Origin of the sequence: Actinokineospora diospyrosa (genome assembly GCF_024171925.1) — a bacterium.
Taxonomy (GTDB): domain Bacteria; phylum Actinomycetota; class Actinomycetes; order Mycobacteriales; family Pseudonocardiaceae; genus Actinokineospora; species Actinokineospora diospyrosa.
Genome location: NZ_JAMTCO010000007.1, coordinates 223,262 through 243,916, shown reverse-complemented (window position 1 = coordinate 243,916; position 20,655 = coordinate 223,262). Strand labels below are relative to the sequence as shown.

Genomic DNA, 20,655 nt, shown 5'->3' with positions numbered 1-20,655 from the left:
GCCGTCAGGTCCGCCCCAGCCCACCTTCCCAGCGCCTGGACAGTCGGACCCAGCGGTGGCCAACTCGACTGCCGTCAGGTCCGCCCCAGCCCACCTTCCCAGCGCCTGGACAGTCGGAGTCGCTGGTGCCAGGCCGGCTCGATGGGGCGGACTTGTTTTGCGTGGGGGGACGGCACCCGTAGCGTCGTTCAGCGGCAGGGCCATGCTTTTCGGCCCCTGCTGTGCGGTCCTGCCACGGGTGTCGTAGGGGCCCCGCGCAAAACAAGTTCGTCCCATCGAGCTTTCCGCATTGTCGCGGATCAGATGCAATGCCGAAGGCGAGCCGTTTACCGGAGCCGAAGGCGGAGGCCCGAATCCCTTGCCCCGCACTCCCAGTCCAGGGCCTACGCCAAGATCAACCTGACCGAAAGCCCCCAGATACACAGCTTACCGCGCACCACCGACACAACGGGAGCACCGAGCAGCAGCCTGTGGACAAGCGAGCCTGTTGTAAACAAACCCAGCACTCACAACGGAAGCCGCAAGATCATCCGCCACAAGAGCCCCCGATATACAGCCTACCGAGCAGAGCCGATAAACCGGGAGCAGCAACCAGTGTCTGTGGACAGCAGAAGCCGTTGTGGATAACTCAGCGCCAAGCCCGAGACATCAAGGGCTCAGCGTCAAGCGACCGGGGTAAGTACGTCCAGCCCCAAGAACGGTCGTAGCGCCTCCGGCACCACTACTGACCCATCCGCCTGCTGGTGGTTCTCCAGAATCGCCACAATCCACCGGGTGGTTGCGAGTGTTCCGTTCAACGTGGCGGCGGTCTGTGGCTTTCCGTTTTCGTCGCGGTACCGCACCCCCAACCGGCGGGCTTGGAACGTGGTGCAGTTAGAGGTAGAAGTCAGTTCTCGGTAGGCCTTCTGGGTGGGCACCCATGCCTCGCAGTCGAACTTCCGAGCGGCGCTGGTGCCCAGGTCACCCGTGGCCGTATCGATGATCCGATAGGGCACGTCGATCTTGGCCAGCATCTGCTTCTCCCAGTCGAGCAGCCGCTGGTGTTCGGCGGAGGCGTCTTCCGGTTTGCAGTACGAGAACATCTCGATCTTGTCGAACTGGTGCACCCGGATGATCCCCCGGGTGTCCTTCCCGTACGAGCCCGCCTCGCGCCGGAAGCAGGACGACCAGCCCGCGTACCGGCGCGGGCCCGCCGACAGGTCGATGATCTCGTCCGCGTGGTAGCCGGCGAGGGCGACCTCTGAGGTGCCCACCAGGTAGAGGTCGTCGTCGCGGAGGCGGTAGATCTCTGAGGCGTGGGCGCCCAGGAAACCCGTGCCCGCCATGATCTCCGGGCGGACCAGGACCGGCGGGATCATCAGGGTGAAGCCCGCGGCGGTGGCCTGGGCGGCGGCCATGTTGAGCAGGGCCAGCTGCAGTTGGGCGCCGATGCCGGTGAGGAAGTAGAAGCGCGAGCCGGAGACCTTCGCGCCGCGTTCCATGTCCAGGGCACCCAGGCGGACGCCCAGGTCGAGGTGGTCGAGCGGGGTGAAGTCGAACTCGCGCGGGGTGCCGACGTGCTCGAGGACCGTGTAGTCGTCCTCACCGCCGACGGGGGCGGCGGGGTCGACCAGGTTGGGGAGGGCGCGGTGGGCCTCGTCGAGGGCCTGGTCGGCCTCGTGCTGGGCGGCCTCGGCCGCCTTGACCTCGGCGGACAGCTCCTTGCCCTTGGCCAGCAGCGCCTCGCGCTCCTCGCCCTTGGCCTTGCCGACCTGCTTGCCGAACACCTTCTGCTCGGCCCGCAGGGAGTCGGCGCGCGAGATCACCGATCGGCGCCGCTCGTCCGCGGACAGCAGAGCGTCCACGGTCGTCGGGTCTTCGCCGCGGGCGCGCTGCGAGGCGCGCACGGCGTCGGGGTCGTCGCGCAGAACCTTGAGGTCGATCACGGGTGCTGAGCGTAGTCCGCACCGGCCGGGTTCCGCCTCCGGTATCCCGGCCGGTGCGGGCGCGCTAGGAGATGGCGACCGCGACGATCAGGCCGAGGGCGATGTGCACGGCGGCGACGACCACGCTGGCCGGGGCGAACTTCTCGTCCTCGATGGTGGCGCCGACGTCGAGCTTGGTCACCCATTCGAGGGTCCGCACGGCGAGGACCTGGACGATGATGCCGATCAGGCCGTAGACGACCGAGGTGATCAGGCCCGCGGTCAGGTCGTTGGCCGAGAAGAAGATCGCGACCACGATGATCAGCGCCATGCTGAGCATGCCGGAGGCGGTCACGATCACCGCGTTGGGCTTGCCGGTGCGGACCAGGTCGGAGAGCTTGCCGGGCGTGGTCCAGTCGATGGCGTAGAAGCCGATCAGCATCAGGACCAGGCCGATGATGGCGTAGAGGGCGATCGCGCCGATGCCCTTGCCAAGGTCGGCACCGAAGCCAGCGGGCAGGGCCAGGTTCGACACCGCGGCGAGTTGAGTGGTCACGAGGGTCTCCATCAGGTGTTACTGGGGTATGCGGTGCGGGACGAAGGCGGCGCCGTCGTCGGTGACCAGGCCCGCGGTCTCGCGGATGCCCAGGCCAGCCGCGTGGTCGCCGATGATCCACGCGCCGAGCGCGGGTCGGTAGCCGTCGAACTCGGGCAGCGGGTCGAAGGCCTGGTAGACGAAACCCTCGGCGCCGTAGACGCCGCCGGTCTGGGTCTCGTAGCCGGTGGCGACGATCTGCACGTTGGCGCCCTCGCGGCCGAGCTTGGGTTTGCGCACGTACTCGGTGAGCAGGCCGGGCTCGTCGAGGAAGGCGGGCAGCAGGTTGGGGTGGCCGGGGTACATCTCCCACAGCACGGCGAGGATCGCCTTGTTCGACAGCAGCATCTTCCACAGCGGCTCGACCCACAGGGTCTGCGGCAGGGACTCCACGACGCGCTTGCCGAAGTCCTCGCCGGTCACCCACTCCCAGGGGTAGAGCTTGCAGACGGTGGCCATGGTCGACTCGGCGAGGTCGACGAAGCGCCGCAGGTCCGGGTCCCAGCCGATGTCCTCGATCGCCAGACCGACGGTGTCCAGGCCAGCCTCGGCGGCGGTCTCCTGCAGGTACGCCGTGGTCAGGTGGTCCTCGCCGGTGGGGTCGGCGCTCGACCAGGCGAAGTGCACCTCCTGGGAGGGCAGCAGGTCCTTGACCTCACCCCAGCGCTCGACCAGCTTCTCGTGGATGGAGTTCCACTGGTCGTCCTCGGGGAACACGTCGGTCTTCCAGTACCACTGCACGACGGCCGCCTCCAGCAGGGAGGTAGGGGTGTCGGCGTTGTACTCCAGCAGCCGGGCCGGGCCGGAACCGTCGTAGCGCAGGTCGAAGCGGCCGTAGAGGTGCGGGTCGCGGCGCTTCCAGGACTCGGCGATGTGCGGCCACACCCACTCGGGGATGCCGAAGTCGCGGTAGCGCTCGGTCAGCACGATGTTGTCGACGGCCTCCAGGCACATGGAGTGCAGGAGTTCGACGTCGGCCTCCACGGAGAGGATCTCGTCCATGTCGAAGGCGTAGTGCACGGACTCGTCCCAGTACGGGCGCAGGCCGCCCCCGCCGTAGCGGGCGGGGGTGCCGAACACCAGGCCCTGGGACTCGATCCGGGCCCGCCAGTCCGACCGGGCCGCGTGGCGCTCTCGGCGCAAGTCAGCTGCCCCCGCTCTTGCCGCCGCTGCTGACGCCGAGCCCGCCGCGCTGCACGGTGGAGCCGGACCTGGTCTTGACCGTGGTGCCGCTCGAGGGTGACACGTAGCTGCCGCCGCTGACCTTCTGGCCGACAGCCCCTGTGCCGCCGTAGTTGTAGCGGTAGGAGCTGCCACCGATGAAGATGAACCCGCCGCTGGTGTACCCACCGTGGCTGGAGGCGTACGTGGAGTCGCAGTAGTCGTCGTCGACGACGACACCGTTGGTGTCGGTGCACGTCGCGGTGACCTCGTCCGGTTGGGACGCGGCGTAGATCACGGCGACCAGCGCGACGACGCCGACGGTGACGCCAGAGCCGATGAGGATCCGCTTGCGCTTCTTGCGCTTGCGCTCAGCCTCTTCGTACTCGGCCTGCTCGGCCTCGCGCTGGCGGCGCTGGGCGTCACGGCGAGCGCGTTGTTCGGCCACCGAGGGTTTCTTGGGCGCGGTGCGCTCGTCCTGGTAGCTGATCGACCCGCGCTTGGGCTCGTCCTGCGGAGGCGGCTCCGGGACGTAGGCGGGGACGTCGCTGCTGTTGTCGCTGGTCTTGCCACTGTCGGCTGGCTCGGCCGCCTGGTCGGCGTCCTTCGGCCTGTCGTTTTCAGTCATGTACCACTCCCGGCGCGAACCCTAGCTGACCAGCGGCGCTGCTGTCGGATCTTTGTCGATATCGCAACCTGGCGCCCCTGTCTCGTGTCCCATGGCCACGCCCCTGACCGGGACACGGCATCATGGAGTAGATGTCTGGACGCGGCGGTTGGTTTCGATCGAACGACAGCACGGCGAAAACCCGGGTCATGATGGCCGGGGCGTTCGCCGGTTCGCTGCTGCTCCTGACCACCAGCACGGTCTTCTCCTGGCCGGTCGCCGTGGGTGGCGCCGGGCTGACCCCGGAGGAGGAGTTGGAGCAGGCCTTCGACTCCCCCGCGGGCAGCTGTCTCACCTGGACACCGCCGGACGGCACCGACATGCGCCGGGTCGACTGCGCGCAGCCGCACCTGTTCGAGGTGACCAGCAACGTCGACATCTCGGCGGAGTACCCGGCCGACGCCGCGCAGCCGGACCTGACCCGCTGGCAGGACATCGCCCAGGACAAGTGCACCCCGGGGGCGACGTCGTACCTGGGCGGCAAGCTCGACCCGTACGGCAAGTTCCGGATCAACGCGCTCAAGCCGGTCGACGCGCAGTGGCGCGACGGTGACCGGAAGTTGCGGTGCGGCCTGCAGCGCACGACCCCCTCGGGGAACCTGGTGCCGGTCTCGGGTTCGGCCGCGCGCCAGGACCAGTCCAATGTGCACGAACCGGGGACCTGCCTGGCGCTGGACGGGCAGAAGATCGGCGACCCGATCGCGTGTGACAAAGCCCATGCCTACGAGATCGTCGGCAACGTGGACCTCGGTACGGCCTTCCAGGGGGAGTTCCCGCCGGACACCTCCCAGGTCGAGCGGGCGATCGAGCTGTGCGCGACGGTGACCGCGACGTACACCGGTGGCGCGGACCTGGCGGCCAAGGGGCTGACCCCGTACCCGGACACGCTCAAGCAGGAGAGCTGGGACGCGGGGTCGCGCAAGGTCGACTGCAAGGTCGGCGCGAAACTGCCCGACGGCTCCGGCCTGGCCCCGGTGACCAACAGCGTCCGCGGCACCGGCCCGAACGCCTCCACCGCCCCGACCACGTCGTCCGGTTCGGTCGCCCCCACCACGACGACCGCTGGCGGCTGACGTGGAGATGCCCCGCGACCGGTTCGAAGAACTGGTCGCTGAGGCGTTGGACGAGATCCCCCGCGAGCTCGCGCGGGCAATGGACAACGTCGTCGTACTCGTCGAAGACCGCGACCCCGCCGACCCCACCCTGCTCGGCCTCTACCACGGCATAGCCCTAACCGAACGCCTATCCCACTACGGCGGCGAACTCCCCGACCGCATCTTCATCTACCGCGAAGCAATCCTCGACATCTGCGAAACCGAAGACGACGTCATCGAAGAAGTCGCAATCACCGTCGTCCACGAAATCGCCCACCACTTCGGCATCGACGACGCCCGGCTGCACGAACTCGGCTGGGGCTAGAGGTCAGGGCGCTGGCATGTCCCGCTCGAACTGGCTGCCCATGGCGTGACCGTGCTCGGTGTTGGCCAACCACCAGGAAAAGGTGTCCGGCTGCCACCCCATGGCATCGAGCTCGGCGACCAGCCTGCGCAGGACGGCTTCATCATCACCCGGCCAGGGGACAAATCCCGGGTCGCCCAGCTCGCCGAACACCATCAGCTTCTCGCGCAGCAGCGTCCGGGCGACCTCGGTCACCAGGGCCACCACCGCCTGCTCATCACTGGCGACCTGCCTGACCACGAACACCAGATCGCGCAGCGGGACCCAGTCGTCAATGCCGTCGACCACGAGCTCCCGGACGATCCTGTTGCTACTACCCGCGTTCACACAGGTGTCGTACCGCTCCGGATGGGTATGCGCCACTTGATCGCTAGGCGATCAAGTGGCGCGGGGACCCGCCTTCAAGCTCCCACGAGCCGTGAGTCCCCCTCGACGCTCGGCTGGGGCTAGACCCCAGCCGAGCGCACGGTCAGGCCAGGGATTCGATGATGTCTGCGGCGGCGGGGGCGCCGCCTGCTGTGTGGGTTTCGGTTCGCATGCGGTCGAGGTTGGCGGCGATGGTGGGGTCGGTGGTGACCCGGTGCAGTTCGGCGGTCAGGCGGGTGGCGGTGACCTCGGCCATGGGGATGTGGGCGCCCAGGCCGAGGGCTTCGATCCTCGGGGCGTTGATGAACTGGTCGACGCCTTGGGGGATGGCGATCATGGGGACGGCGAAGTGGAGGGCTTCCATGGTGGAGCCCATGCCCGCGTGGGTGATGAACGCGTTGGCGACCGCGAGGACGCTGACCTGGGGGACCCACTGGACGACCTCGATGTGGGCGGGGACGGGCCCCAGGGCGGCAGGCTCGATGTACTTGCCGACGGACAGCAGGACGTGCCAGTCGGTTGCGTTGGCGAAGGCCTCGACGCAAGTGCGGTAGAAGTCGAGGCGGTCGGTGTAGGCGGAGCCGAGGCTGATCAAGAGGACTTTCTTGTTCGCCGGCGGCGTCCATTTTCCTTGGTGTTCGCGCTCATCAATGCACGGGCCGACAAATGTGTACCGGGGTCCGACCGTCTCGCCGCGCAGTTGCCATGAGCGGGGGATGGTGACAATGCACCGATGGGGGTTGTGCTTGATTTCGTCGACGGAGAGATTCACGCCTTGTGAAGCCACGAAGGCGTCAAACTCGTCGTTCATCGCGGCTACTTCCGGCTTCACCGGAGCATTCGAGTCGAGGCCGAACTCCTCTCGCCAGCCTTCGAAGGCCACATAAGTGGGCGAGAGTTGGACCGCAGGGATGCCCCATTTCTCAGCCAGCACGGGGGCGTGCCAGGCACCGATGTCGTAGACGACGACGTCGGGCCTGTCCTGGGCGTATGCGACCTCGACCTGTGGGGTCACGAACAGGAACTCGTTGTGGAAGAGGCGTTGGGCGCCCACTTCCTCGTCGGGCCAGTCGGAATCCGTGGTCGGGAAGGTGGAATCGTGCAGCACCGGTGTCGCGCCCGCACTGGAGACGGCGGGGGCGAAATCCGCGCGGACCGCGAAGGTGACCCGGTGGCCGCGGCGAACGAGTTCGGCGACCAAGGCGAGACTGGGGTTGACGTGACCGTGCGCGGGCACGGCCATGAAGGCGACATGCACAGCAAAGCTCCTCACTCCGGAATTGACAACTGACGACGGAGGGCCGGATTACCGGTACAGGAGCTCGATCAACATGGCGCCGAGGCTAGCAGACACGCAGGCGGCCAATCACGTGATTTATCGGTCGCTACTGGTAGACAAAGGTCATCCGGGTGAGCAGGTGAGCTAGTCGCTTCCTTACTCACCCGGATGAGTGGTCACCCCTTCACGCAGACGACCTGCTTGAGCTTCGCGACGACCTCGACCAGGTCGTCCTGCGCGCGGATGACCTCATCGATGTCCTTGTAGGCGGCCGGGATCTCGTCGACGACGCCGGTGTCCTTGCGGCACTCGACGCCCGCGGTCTGGTTGGCGAGGTCCTCGGCGGTGAACTCCTTGCGCGCCTTGGTGCGCGACATCCGGCGGCCCGCGCCGTGCGAGGCCGACTCGAACGAGTCGGGGTTGCCCAGCCCGCGCACGATGTAGGACCCGGTGCCCATCGAACCGGGGATGATGCCCAGGTCGCCCGCGCCCGCGCGGATCGCGCCCTTGCGGGTCACCAGCACCTCCTCGCCGAAGTGGGTCTCCTCGGCGACGTAGTTGTGGTGCACCGAGATCGGCTCGTCGAACTCGACCCCGTGGAAGCTGCGGCGCAGCACGTCGCTGATCAGACGGAGCATGACCGCGCGGTTGCGGCGGGCGTAGTCCTGGGCCCAGTACAGGTCGTGCCGGTAGGCGGCCATCTGCGGTGTCCCGGCGATGAACACCGCCAGGTCGGGGTCGGGCAGCGACTGGTTGTGCGCCAGCCCGCGGGCGACCTCGATGTGGTGCAGCGCCAGGACGTTGCCGACCCCGCGCGAGCCGGAGTGCAGCATCACCCAGACCTGGCCGGACTCGTCCAGGCAGATCTCGATGAAGTGGTTGCCGCCACCGAGGGTGCCGATCTGGTTCACCGCCTTGCCCCGGTCGCGCCGCACGCGGCGGTTCAGGTCGTCGAAGGCGGCCCAGAAACGGTCCCAGTCCCCGGCGTCACGCTCCGTGAACGCCGCCGAACGGTGCGCGGCGCGACCGACCGGCACCGCGGCCTCGATTTGAGTCCGAAGTGGAGCGAGCGACGCGGGCAGGTCCTCCGCCGTGAGCGAGGTGCGCACCGCGGTCATCCCGCAGCCGATGTCGACGCCGACCGCGGCCGGGGAAACCGCGCCGCGCATGGCGATCACGGAACCGACCGTGGCACCGATTCCATAGTGGACATCGGGCATGACGGCCACGTGCTTGTAAGTCCACGGCAGCGCGGCGATGTTGTGCAGTTGCCGCAGCGCGGATCCCTCGACCTGCTCCGGGTTGGCCCAGAGGCGGATGTCGACGTTGGTGCCGGGGATCGTGGTTGCTGCCATACCCGAAGGTTAAGCGAGACAAGGGCTTGAGCACGACCGGATTACCGGAGCAGGCCCGCCTTGCGCCACAGCGCCTTCGACGGGCCGCCGATCATGCCGGTCCCGGTGAGGAACTCGACGACCTTCTCGACCATCCAGCGGCGCGTCTCGCGGAACTCCGGGTTCGCCAGCGCGGCCGCCCGCCCGACCCGGGGCGCGATGCCGACCGCCTTGTAGACCCGGGGGTTGACCATGGCGTCCATCACCGCGATCGCCGTCGCCGCGGTCGCCAGCCGGTGCCACTCGAGCTCGGCGCGGTTGAGCCCGGGGACGCCGCGGACCACCTCTTCGCGGGCGTAGCGGACGTGCCGCGCCTCCTCGATGACGTGGATCCGGTTGACCATCCTGATCAGCGGCTGCATCGTCGTGTCGTCCATTGTGGACCTCTGGAGCCGGTCGGTCGCCTCCTCGGCGACCAGCACCGAGGCGAACATCGACGGCCCGCCCGCGATGGCCTTGTAGACCCGGCCCAGGTTGTGCAGCAGCTTGCCCGGCCCGTAGTTCGGCGCGTCGAAGCGGGCGATGGCCTTGGCGAACATGATCGAGTGCCGGGTCTCGTCGCCGATCTCGGTCAGCGCGTACTGGGCGTGCGGGGTGCGCGGGTCCAGGTCGTAGGCGTAGCGGACGAGCAGCTGCATCAGGATGATCTCGAACCACAGGCCGACACCGGCGATGCTGGCGATCTCGTGCTTCGACAGCTCGATGCGCTGCTCGTGGCTGAGTCCGCGCCAGAGATCGGTGCCGTACAAGGAAACCCGCTCGAGCGGCATGTACGCCTTGTCCGGGTGCAGCGGCGCGGCCCAGTCGATGTCGACGAACGGGTCGTAGCTGGTGCGAGCGGACGCTTCCAGCAGCCGAGCGCTCACCTGGTCGGCATCCTTCGGTCGAAGTACACGAGCCATGGCGCTTCCACCCTCCGTAACCCGATGTCAGCACTGTTACGTCAAGTAACAGTTACTTTGCGTCCAGAGTCGCCGAAAACTGGGGGGTCTGTCAAGGAGAACCGGCGGCCGGGGTCACTCGCGGCTAGCGTCAGAGCCATGGGTGCGGCGACGAAGATCCTCGACACTGTTCTCGACCGGGCGGTCGTGCCGGGCTACACCAAGATCGGGTTCTCGGTGCGCAGCAAGTTCTGGGCACCGGACCCGGCACCCGACGCGCTCGCCGGGAAGACGGCCGTGGTGACCGGCGCGAACTCCGGCCTCGGCCGCGCGACCACCGTCGACCTGGCCAGACTGGGCGCGACCGTGCACATGATCGTCCGCGACCCCGCGAAGGGTGAGCGGGCCCGCGACGAAATCGCCGCGGAGTTGCCGAACGCGCACCTGGAGGTCGGCGAGTGCGACGTGTCGAACCTGGCGAGCGTGCGCACCTTCGCCTCGGCGTTCGCTGAGCGGCACGGCAGCCTGGACGTGCTGGTCCACAACGCCGGGTCGTTGCCACCGGAGCGCAGTGAGACCGCCGAGGGCAACGAGGTCACCCTCGCCACGCACGTACTAGGACCGTTCTTGCTGACCGGTCTGCTCCGCCCGGCACTGGCAACGGCCAAAGGCAGGGTCATCTTCGTGACCTCGGGCGGGATGTACGCGGCTCGCCTCCACAGCGAGGATCCTCAGTACCGCCAGGGCGAGTACAAGGGCGGCAAGGCGTACGCGCGGACTAAGAGGATGCAGGTAGTCCTAGCCGAGCAGTGGGCGCAACGCCTCACCGACGACGGCATCTCCGTCCACAGCACCCACCCCGGTTGGGCCGACACGCCTGGGGTGACCGGGTCGCTGCCCGGGTTCAACAAGGTCATGGGCTCGCTGCTGCGCACCCCCGCACAAGGCGCGGACACAATCGTCTGGCTCGCGGCCGCTGACCAGCCGAGTCACTCGTCCGGTGGGTTCTGGCACGACCGCCGGATGCGGCCGACGCACTACCTGCCGTGGCAGCACGACGACCCGCAGGACCGCAAGGACCTGTGGGATCTGTGTGTCGCGGAGACCGGTTTGGTGATCTAGTCACCCACAGGTCCACCGTTTCACGAGTGGGTGACGCCCGAATTGCGGCGTTTCCGGGGTCCGCTGACGCTCGACGGCATGGGTATCAGACAACGCCTCACAGTCGCCGTCCTCGCCGTGGCCGCGCTCGTGTTCGGTCCGGCCCAAGCCTCAGCCGACCGGCTGGCCCGCCAGGACTACCTGGCCCAGGCCGGTCCACTCGCCCGCGCCGTCGCGGCCGAGTTCGGCATCCCGGCGTCGGTCGCCGCGGGCCAGTCGATCCTGGAGTCGTCCTGGGGTCAGAGCAGGCTGGCCGTCAACGACCTGAACTTCTTCGGGTTCAAGTGCACCACCGCGGGCCCCGGCCCGATGGCCATCGCCTGCCACGACTACCCGACGACCGAGTGCACCCCCGACTGCCACCAGGTCCAGGCCCTGTTCCGGGTCTACGACTCGATGCAGGCGTCCTTCCGCGACTACGGCCGCGTCCTGTCCACCAGCAAGAACTACGCGGCGGCCCGACCGCTGGCGCACGACCCCAACGCGTTCGTGACCGAAGTGGCCAAGAAGTACGCGACCGATCCCCTCTACGCGGGCAAGGTCATCCGCGTCATGCAGGAGAACGACCTGTACAAGCTGGACGCACCGCTGCCGTAGGTAACCGGTCGCACACGGTGGGCATCGGTACCGAGAAAGTTGCCCGCCAGACAAAATAGGGCCCCTTGTCCTGTATTTCGTGCGACCCCCCGCGCTCTGTTAGGGGTGAGAGTCACCGCCCTGGCGCAGGAGGAACCCGATGTTGTGCACGGTGGAGCTGGACGAGGAGATCGCCGCCCTTGAGGCATCGCTTGGCCCCCGCGTGCCTCAACAGCAGAGCAGGTACGGCGTCCACAGCCCGCTGCGCGCCGACCGGGACAACCTGGACGTGGTGGTGGCCGCGGCCATCGGCGGCGACAACAGCGCCACCGAGCAGCTGCTCATCTTCCTCCGACCGCTGGTGATGCGGTACTGCCGCGCCAAGCTCGGCAGGCTCCCGCGCTCCTTCGCCAGCGCCGACGACGTCGCCCAGGAGGTCTGCGTCGCCGTCTTCCGCGCCCTGCCGACGTACCAGCAGCTGGGCAGGCCGTTCCTGTCCTTCGTGTACGGCATCGCCGCCCACAAGATCGCCGACGTGCACCGCGCCAACTCGCGCGACAAGTCCGACCCGATCGCCGACACACCGGACACGATCAGCACCGAGGACGGCCCGGAGCAGATCACCCTGCGCCACGAACTGGTCGAGCGCACCGGCGCCCTCCTGCGGACGTTGACGCCCCGGCAACGCGAGATCCTCGTGATGCGCATCGTGATGGGGATGTCGGCCCAGGAGACCGCCGAGATCGTGGGAACGACCGCCGAGGCGATCCGCGTGGCCCAACACCGCGCCCTGAACCGCCTGCGCAAGACGTTGGCGCGGCACTAGGTCTGGGGCCCGTCGGGGGAGACGGGCCTTGGTTGGAGACCCGGGGGCCGGGATCTGTGGGGGTTCCGGAGGGGTTTCCGAGGGGGGATGGCCCGCCGTGGCTCGGGGAGGAGCCACGGCGGGCAGAGCTTCCGAGGCGGGGAGACAACTGCTGCTGGGGCCCGCGGGGGGGCGGGTCCCAGCAGCAGTTCTGTGTTCGCGACGGCCCTTGGCGCCTGGTGTTCGCGGCTGCGCGTTGGCGCCTGGTGTTCGCGGCTGCCTTTGGCGGTGCGGTTGAGCGTTGGCGGCTTGGGCTCGCGGGCTTGCTGACGCCCTGGTTGTGCTGGCGACCTGGGTGTGCCAGGTGGCCCGGGTGTGCCAGGCGGCCCGGGTTCGCGGGCGGGCTGGCACCTTGGGTTCGCTCGACTTGATCACCTGCAGGCGACTTTCGCCCGCAGGCCCGTGCCATCGCCGTTGGATGCCTGTTTTCCCTGGTGGCGGCTGTCGCCCTGCCTTGATATTCACCCGTTTCAGCGACAGAAGTTATCCACATGTGGATCTCTGGCGCCCCGTTTCAAGATCGACTGTCGGTGGGGGTCGGTAGACTGGCACCGGGGCCGCCCCCCGGAGAGGGTGGGGGCCGGGCTGGAGTCGGGACCGCGCGCGGGGGAGCTTGTGGGGCGGTTCTTGTGGTGGTGGGGGCGTTGGGGCTTTTCTGCTTGAACTGGCGCTTAGGCCTGTTGAACACCTCTTGGCAGACGGTCGCCGTATTGGTGCATGCCTGACTCGGGCTGGGGCTTCCCGGGGGCTGTGGCTCACCACCGTGGTCGGTGGGACGGCGGGGTTTGGCTCAACTTGATCACCTGCAGGCGACTTTTCGCCCGTGCCCCAGGCCGTCGTCGCTCTGCGACTGTTTTCCCTGGTCGCCGCCGTCTCCAGGCGCTGATATTCACCCGGTTCAGCGACAGAAGTTATCCACATGTGGATCTCTGGCGCCCCGTTTCAAGATCGACTGTCGGTGGGGGTCGGTAGACTGGCACCGGGGTCGCCCCCCGGAGAGGGTGGGGGCCGGGCTGGGGTCGGGACCGCGCGCGAAGCGAGTTTCGGCGGGGTTGCCGGAGGGGCGGCGGGGTTGCCGGGGTGAGGCAGGGCCGCCTGGGGGTGGGCGGGGTTGCCGGGAGTGGGGCGGGAGCGCCGCGGGGGTGAGGGGTCGGGGGGTGGGGGTTAGCGGTCTAGGGCGGCGCGGCCGATGTTTGGGGGGAAGCGGGTTTCGTTGCGGTCGATTTTGGCGTGGGCGGCGGCTATGAGGTCTACGCCGAGGACGTCGGCTAGGCGGGTTAGGTAGAGGAGGACGTCGGCTAGTTCGTCTTCTATGCGGGCTCGGGCGGCGGGGTCTTGGGGGGCCGAGGTGGCTTCGTCGGGGGTTAGCCATTGGAAGAGCTCGGTGAGCTCGCCTACCTCGGCCGACAGGGCCATGACGAGGTTCTTCGGGGTGTGGAAGGGGCCCCAGGCGCGGGCTTCGGCGAACGCCCGTTGGCGGGCGGCGAGGTCTTCTAGGGTCACGGGTCCGTCTTCTTCTTGGAGCGCAGCAAGATCTTGTCCGACTGCGGCACGACCTTCCCCGCCGCCGGGATCTGCTCGACGACCACCCAGTTGTGGTCGACTACGAGTTGCCTACCCTGCCCGGTCGCGTCCTCTTCAGTCAGGTAGTAGAAACCCGCCTTCTGCAGCGCGTTCTGGGCGTCTTGGTGGTCCACGCCGACCACGTTCGGCACGGCGGCGGTCTTGGCCGTGGAGCTGGATGGGGCGGAGGCCGCCGAGTCGGTCTTCTTCTTGGAGCGCAGCAAGATCTTGTCGGACTGCGGCACAACCTCCCCCGCTGCCGGGACCTGCGCCACGACCACCCAGTTGCTGTCGTTGACTAACTGCCGCCCCTGACCGGTCGAGTCTTCCTCGGTCAGGTAGTAGAAACCGGCCTTCTGCATGGCGTCTTGGGCGGCCTGGTGGTCCATGCCGACCACGTTCGGGACCGCGGCGGACTTGACCGCGGAGCTGGGTGCCCCCACGGTCGGGGGGTCCGGGAGCGTGGTCGGACCGGGACCGCAGGCGGCGAGGGTGAGCAGGACCAGGACGGCGGGGAGCGCGCGGGTCGTCACCCTTCCATGATCAGCGATGGGCGACCGGCTCGCCAGCCGCCTGCCTGCGGCGGGATTCGCGCCAGGCGTCGAGCTCCACGATGGCCGGACCGAAGGCCATCGCCAGGAGCAGGCTGATCCCCAGCACAATCCCCACCCAGATCAAGATCGCAACCACCATCGGGCACCTCCGTCATCGGCGTTTCCACAAGGTTCGCCCGGGTGCGGGGTGTCGCGAATCAGCCAGAGAGCCTGCTCAGGCGGGTCATCCGGTTGGCGTTGACCCAGTCGGGGTCGGCCGATCGGCCGATGGTCCCAGCACCGGTCGACCGAGGCGCGGGGCGGCCGGGGGCCCTACTTTGCTGAGTCATGGAGTTGCTCGCGCCCGTCCGCCGCTGGTTGGCGGGGCTGTTGGGGATGGCCTACCTCTTCGACCTGCTGCTGATCATCGCGCGGCGGGACAACGTGGTGGAAGCCCTGATGCCGCTGCCGCTGTTGCTGTTCGTGTTCCTGGCGCTCGCCCGGCCCCTGCTGGGGGTGGTCGGGGGTTCGCTGTGGCTGATCGCTTCGGCGCTGTTGAGCGTGGAGACCGGTAACCGGTACTCGCTCACCTTCGGCTCGGGCGCGCTCCTGCTGTCCGAGACCGTCACGGTCGGCGCGCTCGTCGCGATCGTGGTGTGGCGGTGCGAGCGGGTGGTGGCGCTCGGGCTGGTGGCGCTCGTGGCGGCGGGGGGCGCCGCCGCGGGCACCCTGCGGATGTACGACCCGTACAACTACCCGCCGGTCGACGAGCAGTCGGCGGTGCTGACCCTGCTCGGCGGCGCGGTGGTCGTCTTCGGCGGCTGCCTGGTGGGCTACGTGCTGCGCGCGCACGAGGACCGGGGGACCTCGACGCAGTTCCGGCAGCTGATCCGCAGGCAGTGGCCGTTGGCGGCCGCGCTGTTCGCGCTGGTCATGGTGGACCTCACCGGCACGTCGGTGTTGAACCCGATCGGCAGGCCACTGCTCTACGTGGTGCCGCTGGTGTTCGTCGTGGCCACGGCGGCGTGCGCGGTGCTCGGGCCGACGGCGCCGGTGCGGTACGCGATCATCGCGGCGGTGCTGATGGTGGGCGCCACCACCGCGTTGACGCCGTTGACGCTGCTGTTCGGCACCTACGACCGGTTCCCTGTGCCTTTGACCATCGCCGCGTCGCACATGGCACTTGTCGCGTACCTCGTGCGGTACGCGGAACGCAAGAACGCGGCCGTCGGGGTGGGCGCGATCGTCGGCGTCGACCTGCTCACGATCGCGTCGGTGTTCGGGTCGGTGGCGTTCAGCCCGGAGTTCTTGCTGGTCTCGGCGTTCCTGCTGGTGGTGTCGATGGCGACCGGGCAGTACTTCCGGTCCCGCGACCGGGAGCGGGCGCAGTCGGTGCAGGTCGCGGTGACCGGGGCGCAACAGGCGGAGCGGATGGCCCTGGCCAGGGAGTTGCACGACGTCGTGGCGCACCACGTGACGGGGATCGTGGTGGCGGCCCAGGCGGCGCAGCTGGTCGGGGACTCGAACCCGACGGCGGCGGTGCACGCCCTGGCGCGGATCGAGTCGGCGGGCGGGGAGGCGTTGGCGGCGATGCGGATGCTGGTCGGCAGCATGCGCGGGGCGCCGACCGCGGGCGCGGAGGGGCAGGCGACGATGGATTTGGCGGCCGACCTGCGCGCTCTGGTCGACAACTTCCACGGTCCGGCGATCGACATGAGCCTGGACCTGCCGCCGGTGATGCCGCCGGAAGCGGGGCGGTCGGTGCTGCGGATCGTGCAGGAGGCGTTGACGAACGTGGGCAAGCACGCCCGCGACGCCCAGTTGGTGATGATCACGATCGGGGTGGTCGACGAGGAGTTGCGGCTGCGGGTGGTGGACGACGCCACGGCCAGGGTGACCCCGCCCGGCGGGTCCGGCGGCTACGGTCTGGTCGGGATGCGGGAGCGGATCGACCTGCTCGGCGGCCGGTTCTCGGCCGGACCGGGCGAGTCGGCGGGCTGGGTGGTCGACGCCGGGTTCCCGCTGCGGACCGAACGGGAGGGCCAGCGGTGATCCGAGTCCTGATCGCCGACGACCAGGAGATGGTCCGGGTGGGGTTCCGGATGATCCTGGAGTCGCAGGAGGACATGTCGGTGGTGGCTGACGTGGCGAACGGGATCGACGCGGTGGCCAGGGCGCGGGAGCTGCGGCCGGACGTGTGCCTGGTCGACGTGCGGATGCCCGGGATGGACGGGCTCGCGGTGACCAAGGCGCTCGCCGGTCCCGAGGTCGTCGACCCGCTCAAGGTCGTGGTGGTGACGACGTTCGACCTGGACGAGTACGTGCACACGGCCCTCGCGAACGGGGCGAGCGGGTTCCTGCTGAAGGACGCCGGTCCGGCGCTGCTGATGGAGGCGGTCCGCGCGGCCGCCCGCGGTGACGCGCTGGTGTCGCCGCAGATCACGGTGCGGTTGCTGCGGCACTTCGCCGCGCCCGCGCCGGTCGGGGCGAACCCGTTGACCGAGCGGGAGACCGATGTCGTGCGGGCGGCGGCCAGGGGGCTGACGAACACCGAGATCGGCGCGGAGTTGTTCCTGTCGCTGTCCACGGTGAAGACCCACCTGGCCGCCGTCCAGGGCAAGATCGGCGCCCGCAACCGGGTCGAGATCGCCGCGTGGGCGTGGCGGACTGGTCTGATGAACGACTGACCTCACCCCTTTCCCACCACCCGCCCGCCCAGCGCCGGTCCCCGACCCGGTGGACTCAGGCGGCCAACTTGCCCTCGGCGTGGGCGGCCAACTTGTCCCTGGCCTCGACGGCCACGGTGGCGAGCCGCTCGAGCCCGGCCCTGGTCAGCACGATCTCGAAGCCCTCCATCCGACCGCCGAAGTAGAGGGACATGGCGGCGGGGCCATCGGGGGCGAAGGTGATCTCGCAGGTGTCCTCGACCTTGGCCCAGGTGTTCATGTGGAAGCCGGTGTGCATGGTGCTCCTCGGTGGGATTGGCACGGAATGTGTGCGCTGCGATGCAACGACACGAGGACTCGCAACGCAAGCTTTTCGGTGCTTCATTCACCCGGAAAGGCCATGGCAACAGCGTTGTATTGCACATTGCCCGGATCGATACTTTCACAGCGAGTGAAAGGTCATCCGATCGAGAGGTGTGGCAGTGGGAGACGGGGCGACTGGTTCGACAGTGCCGCGCAGGCAGTTGGGCCGATATCTGCGCGACCTTCGTGGGCGAGCCAGGCTGACGGTCAAGGCGGCGGCGCAGGCACTGGAGTGGTCCGAAGCCAAGATCTGGCGGATCGAGACCGGACAGACGGCGTTGCGCAGCCTGGACGCCGAAGCCATGTGCAAGGTCTACGGCGCGTCGGCGGAACTGACCGAGTACCTGAAAGATCTGGCGCGCAAGACCAAGGAACAGGGTTGGTGGCACGCCTACAGTGATGTGATCCCGGATGGCTTCGCTCTCTACTACGGACTCGAAGAGTCAGTATCATCAATGCAGTGGTATCACGTCGACCTGATTCCAGGACTGTTTCAGACTCCTGAATATACGCGTGTGCTGATCAGGAATCGCCATCCGGACATGTCGGACGAAGAGGTTGATCGACGGGTCAACTTCCGAATGCAACGGAAGGCATTGCTGAACCGGAAAACCGCACGGCCGACGTTCTCCGTTGTGCTGAACGAAACGGTGCTGCACCGGGCGGTCGGCGGGGCACATGTCATGAGCAGGCAGATTGTCCACTTGGCAGAACTGTCGCAATTGGATACAGTCACCCTGCGCGTCGTGCCGTTCACAGCGGGCATGTACGGCGGCCTGCTATCCGGGCCGTTCATTATCATGCGGTTCCCGGACAACGGAACACGCGAGGGCGAACCTCCGGTGGTGTTCATCGAGAACCTGGTGGGTGATTTGTTCCTTGACAAGCCCACCGACATCGAACAATACAACACGGTGTTCGAAGAGACATGGGAGAAGGCCCTGAACGAGCGCGAAACTATGCGCCTACTTCTGCAAGCAGAAAGGGATCTCCACTCATGAAGCAGTACTTGGCGTGGCGCAAGAGCAGCCGCAGCAATGCGGACTACAGCTGCGTCGAGGTGGCCTTCCTGGATGTCACCACGGTGCTCACCCGGGACAGCAAGCAGGGCGACGGACCTCGGCTGCGGTTCGACCGCAAGGAGTGGGCCGCCTTCTTGCGGTCCGTCTAGACGACGGTCTTCACCGTCAGTTGGTTGCCCGGCGGGGTGCCCGCGCACCCCGTCCCGGGCAGCTCCACGAACGTCGACTCCGTGTCGTGCGGCGGGTAGACCCGCAGGCCCCGCACCTCCGTCGGCTGGCAGACCGCCGGGTCGTAGTTCTGCACGTTCACGAACCCCACGTCGGTGGCCGCCGCCGCGCCCGGGTCCAGTCGCACCGGGGCGCCCTTCGTCCCCACCCGGTACGCGGCGGGCCCCACTTGGTGGCCGTCCTCCCCGGCGACGTAAGAGACACCCGGGAAGCCCTGGATCACGCACGTCCGCTGCCCGCTGTTGGTGAAGACCAGCTTCCGGTAGACCGTCCCGGCCGCCGCGTCCTCATCTCGCACCGCCAGCTTGAGCTCGCCGACCTTGCAGTCGTCCGCCGACGCTGGCTCTGCCGCCGCCTCGGACGTCGCCGAGGGCGTAGTGGGCACCGCCGAGGCCGTCGGAGTGGCCGACGGCAACTCCACCTTGGGCGGCGTGTCGGCCTTTTGCCCGGCACATCCCGCCACCAGCACTAGTACGGCTACTCCGACACCGTTTCTCACCCACCTCATACCTCCACAATGGGCCAGTTTCCCACTGATCGCCACCCGGATCGGGTTCACACGGGCGCCCCCGGTTGGGAAGAATTGCCGCCCGTTCGGGGGTAGTTGCTGGCGGGAACCGGCCAGTAGCGTCGCGGTATGGCGTCGGCACGATTACCCGGGGGCCACGTGACCACGGACCGGCGACTGACCTGGCTCCTCGGGTCAAGTGCGCTGTCCAACCTGGGTGATGGCATCGGCAAGGTCGCGTTCCCGCTACTGGGTGCCAGCCTCACCCGCGACCCCCTCCTCATCGCCGGGCTGTCCGCGACCGCGTTCCTGCCCTGGCTGCTGTTCGCGCTGATCAGCGGCGCGCTGGTGGACCGGGTCGACCGCCGCAAGGCGATGCTGCTGGCCAACACGTCCCGCGCGATCATCGTGGGCGCGCTCGCAGTGCTCGTCCTCTTGGACGCCACCTCGATCTGGCTCCTCTACGCGATGGCGCTGCTCATCGGCACAGTCGAAACCATCGCTGATAGCGCTGCCCAGGCGCTCATCCCCGCAGTCGTCGACAAGGCCGGTCTTGAGTCCGCCAACAGCAAGCTCCAGTCGGCCGAGATCGTCGGGCAGACCTTCCTGGGCGGTCCGCTCGGTGGCGTCACCTTCGCCGTCTTCGCTGCCTTGCCGTTCCTGCTCAACTCAGCTGGCTTCGCTATAGCCGCGATCCTGCTGCTGGCCATCCGGGGCAACTACCGGCCTAAGACCACCGGCCCTGCTCCCAAGCTGCGCGTCCAACTGGCCGAAGGGGTCAGCTGGGTGCGCAAGCGGCCTCTTATGGTCCAGCTGGTGGCCTTCGCGGCCGCGTTGGCATTGACCTCGGAACTCGCGCAGGCGCTGCTCGTGCTCTACGCGCTGGAGGACCTGGGACTCACCAGCGCGGCTTTCGGCGTTTTCGCCCTGGTCGGCGGCGCGGGTGGGCTTATCGGGGCCGCAGTGGCGCCTCGCCTGACCAAGCTCTTGTCCCGCCGGACCGTGCTGACCGCCGCTGTCGCCGGGTGCGCGGTGGCGTTCGGCGTGATGGGCGTGGTCTACGAGCCGGTCGCCGGGGCGCTGCTGTTCGGGGTGTTCGCAGCGAGCGTGGTGACCGTGAACGTCATCATCGGGGCGCTGCGGCACGCGCTGATCCCCGAGCACCTGTTCGGCCGGGTCCTGGGCGTCTGGCGCACCGCGGTCTGGGGCGCGATCCCGCTCGGCGCGCTGCTCGGCGGCATCCTGGCGGCCTGGTTGAGCACCCGGGCCGTCTTCCTGATCTCCGGGGCCCTGCAACTCGGCCTCGCCGGGACGCTGTGGGTGGTGCTGGCCAGGCACGAGAACTCGATCGAGACGCTGGGCGAGGAGCCCGCGTTATCCGGTCCAAGCCCGAGCTCCAGCCCTGGCTCAGGCGAGAGCGCGCCCGCCCCCGGTGAAAGCGCGCCTGCCGGAGCCTGAGGCAGGC

General features: G+C 68.4%; 23 protein-coding genes. 10 read left to right on the top strand and 13 right to left on the bottom strand.

All coding sequences use genetic code 11. The annotated features are described in order from the left end of the window. Positions 1–662: 662 nt before the first annotated feature. From serS to LV75_RS14990, 4 genes are all read right to left on the bottom strand, one after another. On the bottom strand, positions 663–1,925 hold the full coding sequence (gene serS / locus LV75_RS15005; protein ID WP_253887501.1) for a serine--tRNA ligase: 1,263 nt from the start codon (positions 1,923–1,925) through the stop codon (positions 663–665). Between the two features lie 64 nt (positions 1,926–1,989). Beyond that, a complete protein-coding gene (locus LV75_RS15000; protein WP_253887500.1) occupies positions 1,990–2,472 on the bottom strand; it encodes a DUF350 domain-containing protein in 483 nt (160 codons plus the stop codon). Positions 2,473–2,478: 6 nt separating this feature from the next. Then, a complete protein-coding gene (locus LV75_RS14995) occupies positions 2,479–3,642 on the bottom strand; it encodes a glutathionylspermidine synthase family protein (protein ID WP_253887499.1) in 1,164 nt (387 codons plus the stop codon). A 1-nt stretch (position 3,643) separates the two neighbouring features. Further along, entirely contained in the window at positions 3,644–4,288 is a 645-nt protein-coding gene (locus LV75_RS14990; protein ID WP_253887498.1) for a hypothetical protein, read from the bottom strand. A gap of 131 nt (positions 4,289–4,419) precedes the next feature. On the opposite strand from LV75_RS14990, the gene LV75_RS14985 reads away from it, so the two are divergent. Next, positions 4,420–5,400 (top strand): septum formation family protein, encoded by a 981-nt coding sequence (locus LV75_RS14985; RefSeq protein ID WP_253887497.1) that lies wholly within the window; start codon positions 4,420–4,422, stop codon positions 5,398–5,400. Positions 5,401–5,407: 7 nt separating this feature from the next. Then, the gene (locus tag LV75_RS14980) at positions 5,408–5,746 is read left to right on the top strand and encodes a metallopeptidase family protein (protein ID WP_253887728.1); all 339 of its coding nucleotides are present in this window, start codon (positions 5,408–5,410) and stop codon (positions 5,744–5,746) included. A gap of 3 nt (positions 5,747–5,749) precedes the next feature. On the opposite strand, the gene LV75_RS14975 is transcribed toward LV75_RS14980, so the two are convergent. From LV75_RS14975 to LV75_RS14960, 4 genes are all read right to left on the bottom strand, one after another. Beyond that, positions 5,750–6,112 carry a hypothetical protein gene (locus LV75_RS14975; protein ID WP_253887496.1) on the bottom strand — a complete coding sequence of 121 codons (363 nt, stop codon included), beginning with the start codon at positions 6,110–6,112 and terminating at the stop codon, positions 5,750–5,752. Positions 6,113–6,254: 142 nt separating this feature from the next. Next, a complete protein-coding gene (locus tag LV75_RS14970) occupies positions 6,255–7,394 on the bottom strand; it encodes a macrolide family glycosyltransferase (protein WP_301319256.1) in 1,140 nt (379 codons plus the stop codon). Positions 7,395–7,606: 212 nt separating this feature from the next. Beyond that, on the bottom strand, positions 7,607–8,785 hold the full coding sequence (locus LV75_RS14965; RefSeq protein ID WP_253887494.1) for an RtcB family protein: 1,179 nt from the start codon (positions 8,783–8,785) through the stop codon (positions 7,607–7,609). Positions 8,786–8,826: 41 nt separating this feature from the next. After that, positions 8,827–9,726, bottom strand: a complete 900-nt coding sequence (locus LV75_RS14960) for an AurF N-oxygenase family protein (RefSeq protein ID WP_253887493.1) — start codon at positions 9,724–9,726, stop codon at positions 8,827–8,829. Between the two features lie 138 nt (positions 9,727–9,864). Between LV75_RS14960 and LV75_RS14955 the strand changes: the two genes are divergently transcribed. The 3 genes from LV75_RS14955 (at position 9,865) to LV75_RS14945 (ending at position 12,268) form a co-directional block, all read left to right on the top strand. Beyond that, complete coding sequence (locus tag LV75_RS14955) at positions 9,865–10,827, top strand: SDR family NAD(P)-dependent oxidoreductase (protein WP_253887492.1); 963 nt, start codon at positions 9,865–9,867, stop codon at positions 10,825–10,827. Positions 10,828–10,905: 78 nt separating this feature from the next. Next, positions 10,906–11,463 carry a glucosaminidase domain-containing protein gene (locus LV75_RS14950; protein WP_253887491.1) on the top strand — a complete coding sequence of 186 codons (558 nt, stop codon included), beginning with the start codon at positions 10,906–10,908 and terminating at the stop codon, positions 11,461–11,463. Positions 11,464–11,602: 139 nt separating this feature from the next. Next, positions 11,603–12,268, top strand: coding sequence for a sigma-70 family RNA polymerase sigma factor (locus tag LV75_RS14945; protein ID WP_253887490.1), 666 nt, complete (start codon positions 11,603–11,605; stop codon positions 12,266–12,268). A gap of 1,203 nt (positions 12,269–13,471) precedes the next feature. Here the strand turns inward: LV75_RS14945 and LV75_RS14940 are convergent. Genes LV75_RS14940 through LV75_RS14930 form a run of 3 tightly spaced genes read right to left on the bottom strand, consistent with a single transcriptional unit; the run spans position 13,472 to position 14,563 of the window. After that, positions 13,472–13,810 (bottom strand): nucleotide pyrophosphohydrolase, encoded by a 339-nt coding sequence (locus LV75_RS14940; RefSeq protein WP_253887489.1) that lies wholly within the window; start codon positions 13,808–13,810, stop codon positions 13,472–13,474. Then, positions 13,807–14,403, bottom strand: a complete 597-nt coding sequence (locus LV75_RS14935; RefSeq protein ID WP_253887488.1) for a PASTA domain-containing protein — start codon at positions 14,401–14,403, stop codon at positions 13,807–13,809. The genes LV75_RS14940 and LV75_RS14935 overlap by 4 nt, the downstream gene beginning before the upstream one ends. A gap of 10 nt (positions 14,404–14,413) precedes the next feature. Continuing rightward, entirely contained in the window at positions 14,414–14,563 is a 150-nt protein-coding gene (locus tag LV75_RS14930; protein WP_253887487.1) for a hypothetical protein, read from the bottom strand. 188 nt (positions 14,564–14,751) lie between these two features. Here LV75_RS14930 and LV75_RS14925 point away from each other — a divergent pair, with 188 nt between their 5' ends. Both LV75_RS14925 and LV75_RS14920 read left to right on the top strand, forming a co-directional pair. Next, positions 14,752–16,455, top strand: coding sequence for a sensor histidine kinase (locus LV75_RS14925; protein ID WP_253887486.1), 1,704 nt, complete (start codon positions 14,752–14,754; stop codon positions 16,453–16,455). Then, a complete protein-coding gene (locus LV75_RS14920) occupies positions 16,452–17,090 on the top strand; it encodes a response regulator (protein WP_253887485.1) in 639 nt (212 codons plus the stop codon). Before LV75_RS14925 ends, LV75_RS14920 begins: the two co-directional genes overlap by 4 nt. A gap of 55 nt (positions 17,091–17,145) precedes the next feature. On the opposite strand, the gene LV75_RS14915 is transcribed toward LV75_RS14920, so the two are convergent. Beyond that, positions 17,146–17,367, bottom strand: a complete 222-nt coding sequence (locus LV75_RS14915; protein WP_253887484.1) for a hypothetical protein — start codon at positions 17,365–17,367, stop codon at positions 17,146–17,148. A 211-nt stretch (positions 17,368–17,578) separates the two neighbouring features. On the opposite strand from LV75_RS14915, the gene LV75_RS14910 reads away from it, so the two are divergent. Together LV75_RS14910 and LV75_RS14905 are read left to right on the top strand one after the other, a co-directional pair. After that, the gene (locus LV75_RS14910; RefSeq protein WP_253887483.1) at positions 17,579–18,433 is read left to right on the top strand and encodes a helix-turn-helix domain-containing protein; all 855 of its coding nucleotides are present in this window, start codon (positions 17,579–17,581) and stop codon (positions 18,431–18,433) included. Next, complete coding sequence (locus LV75_RS14905) at positions 18,430–18,603, top strand: DUF397 domain-containing protein (protein ID WP_253887482.1); 174 nt, start codon at positions 18,430–18,432, stop codon at positions 18,601–18,603. The genes LV75_RS14910 and LV75_RS14905 overlap by 4 nt, the downstream gene beginning before the upstream one ends. Here LV75_RS14905 and LV75_RS14900 read toward each other — a convergent pair. Continuing rightward, positions 18,600–19,190 carry a DUF4232 domain-containing protein gene (locus tag LV75_RS14900; protein WP_253887481.1) on the bottom strand — a complete coding sequence of 197 codons (591 nt, stop codon included), beginning with the start codon at positions 19,188–19,190 and terminating at the stop codon, positions 18,600–18,602. The genes LV75_RS14905 and LV75_RS14900 overlap by 4 nt on opposite strands. 129 nt (positions 19,191–19,319) lie before the next feature. On the opposite strand from LV75_RS14900, the gene LV75_RS14895 reads away from it, so the two are divergent. Continuing rightward, a complete protein-coding gene (locus LV75_RS14895; RefSeq protein ID WP_253887480.1) occupies positions 19,320–20,648 on the top strand; it encodes an MFS transporter in 1,329 nt (442 codons plus the stop codon). The last annotated feature ends 7 nt before the right edge of the window (positions 20,649–20,655 follow it).

Bases quoted from the DNA above. Each gene is read 5' to 3' on its own strand.
- LV75_RS14965 (WP_253887494.1), bottom strand. From the start codon at position 8,785: ATGGCAGCAACCACGATCCCCGGCACCAACGTCGACATCCGCCTCTGG.
- LV75_RS14930 (WP_253887487.1), bottom strand. From the start codon at position 14,563: ATGGTGGTTGCGATCTTGATCTGGGTGGGGATTGTGCTGGGGATCAGC.
- LV75_RS14900 (WP_253887481.1), bottom strand. From the start codon at position 19,190: ATGAGGTGGGTGAGAAACGGTGTCGGAGTAGCCGTACTAGTGCTGGTG.
- LV75_RS14915 (WP_253887484.1), bottom strand. From the start codon at position 17,367: ATGCACACCGGCTTCCACATGAACACCTGGGCCAAGGTCGAGGACACC.
- LV75_RS14895 (WP_253887480.1), top strand. From the start codon at position 19,320: ATGGCGTCGGCACGATTACCCGGGGGCCACGTGACCACGGACCGGCGA.
- LV75_RS14905 (WP_253887482.1), top strand. From the start codon at position 18,430: ATGAAGCAGTACTTGGCGTGGCGCAAGAGCAGCCGCAGCAATGCGGAC.
- LV75_RS14950 (WP_253887491.1), top strand. From the start codon at position 10,906: ATGGGTATCAGACAACGCCTCACAGTCGCCGTCCTCGCCGTGGCCGCG.
- LV75_RS14985 (WP_253887497.1), top strand. From the start codon at position 4,420: ATGTCTGGACGCGGCGGTTGGTTTCGATCGAACGACAGCACGGCGAAA.
- LV75_RS14945 (WP_253887490.1), top strand. From the start codon at position 11,603: ATGTTGTGCACGGTGGAGCTGGACGAGGAGATCGCCGCCCTTGAGGCA.
- LV75_RS14955 (WP_253887492.1), top strand. From the start codon at position 9,865: ATGGGTGCGGCGACGAAGATCCTCGACACTGTTCTCGACCGGGCGGTC.
- LV75_RS14980 (WP_253887728.1), top strand. From the start codon at position 5,408: ATGCCCCGCGACCGGTTCGAAGAACTGGTCGCTGAGGCGTTGGACGAG.
- LV75_RS15000 (WP_253887500.1), bottom strand. From the start codon at position 2,472: ATGGAGACCCTCGTGACCACTCAACTCGCCGCGGTGTCGAACCTGGCC.
- LV75_RS14970 (WP_301319256.1), bottom strand. From the start codon at position 7,394: ATGGCCGTGCCCGCGCACGGTCACGTCAACCCCAGTCTCGCCTTGGTC.
- LV75_RS14925 (WP_253887486.1), top strand. From the start codon at position 14,752: ATGGAGTTGCTCGCGCCCGTCCGCCGCTGGTTGGCGGGGCTGTTGGGG.
- LV75_RS14990 (WP_253887498.1), bottom strand. From the start codon at position 4,288: ATGACTGAAAACGACAGGCCGAAGGACGCCGACCAGGCGGCCGAGCCA.
- LV75_RS14960 (WP_253887493.1), bottom strand. From the start codon at position 9,726: ATGGCTCGTGTACTTCGACCGAAGGATGCCGACCAGGTGAGCGCTCGG.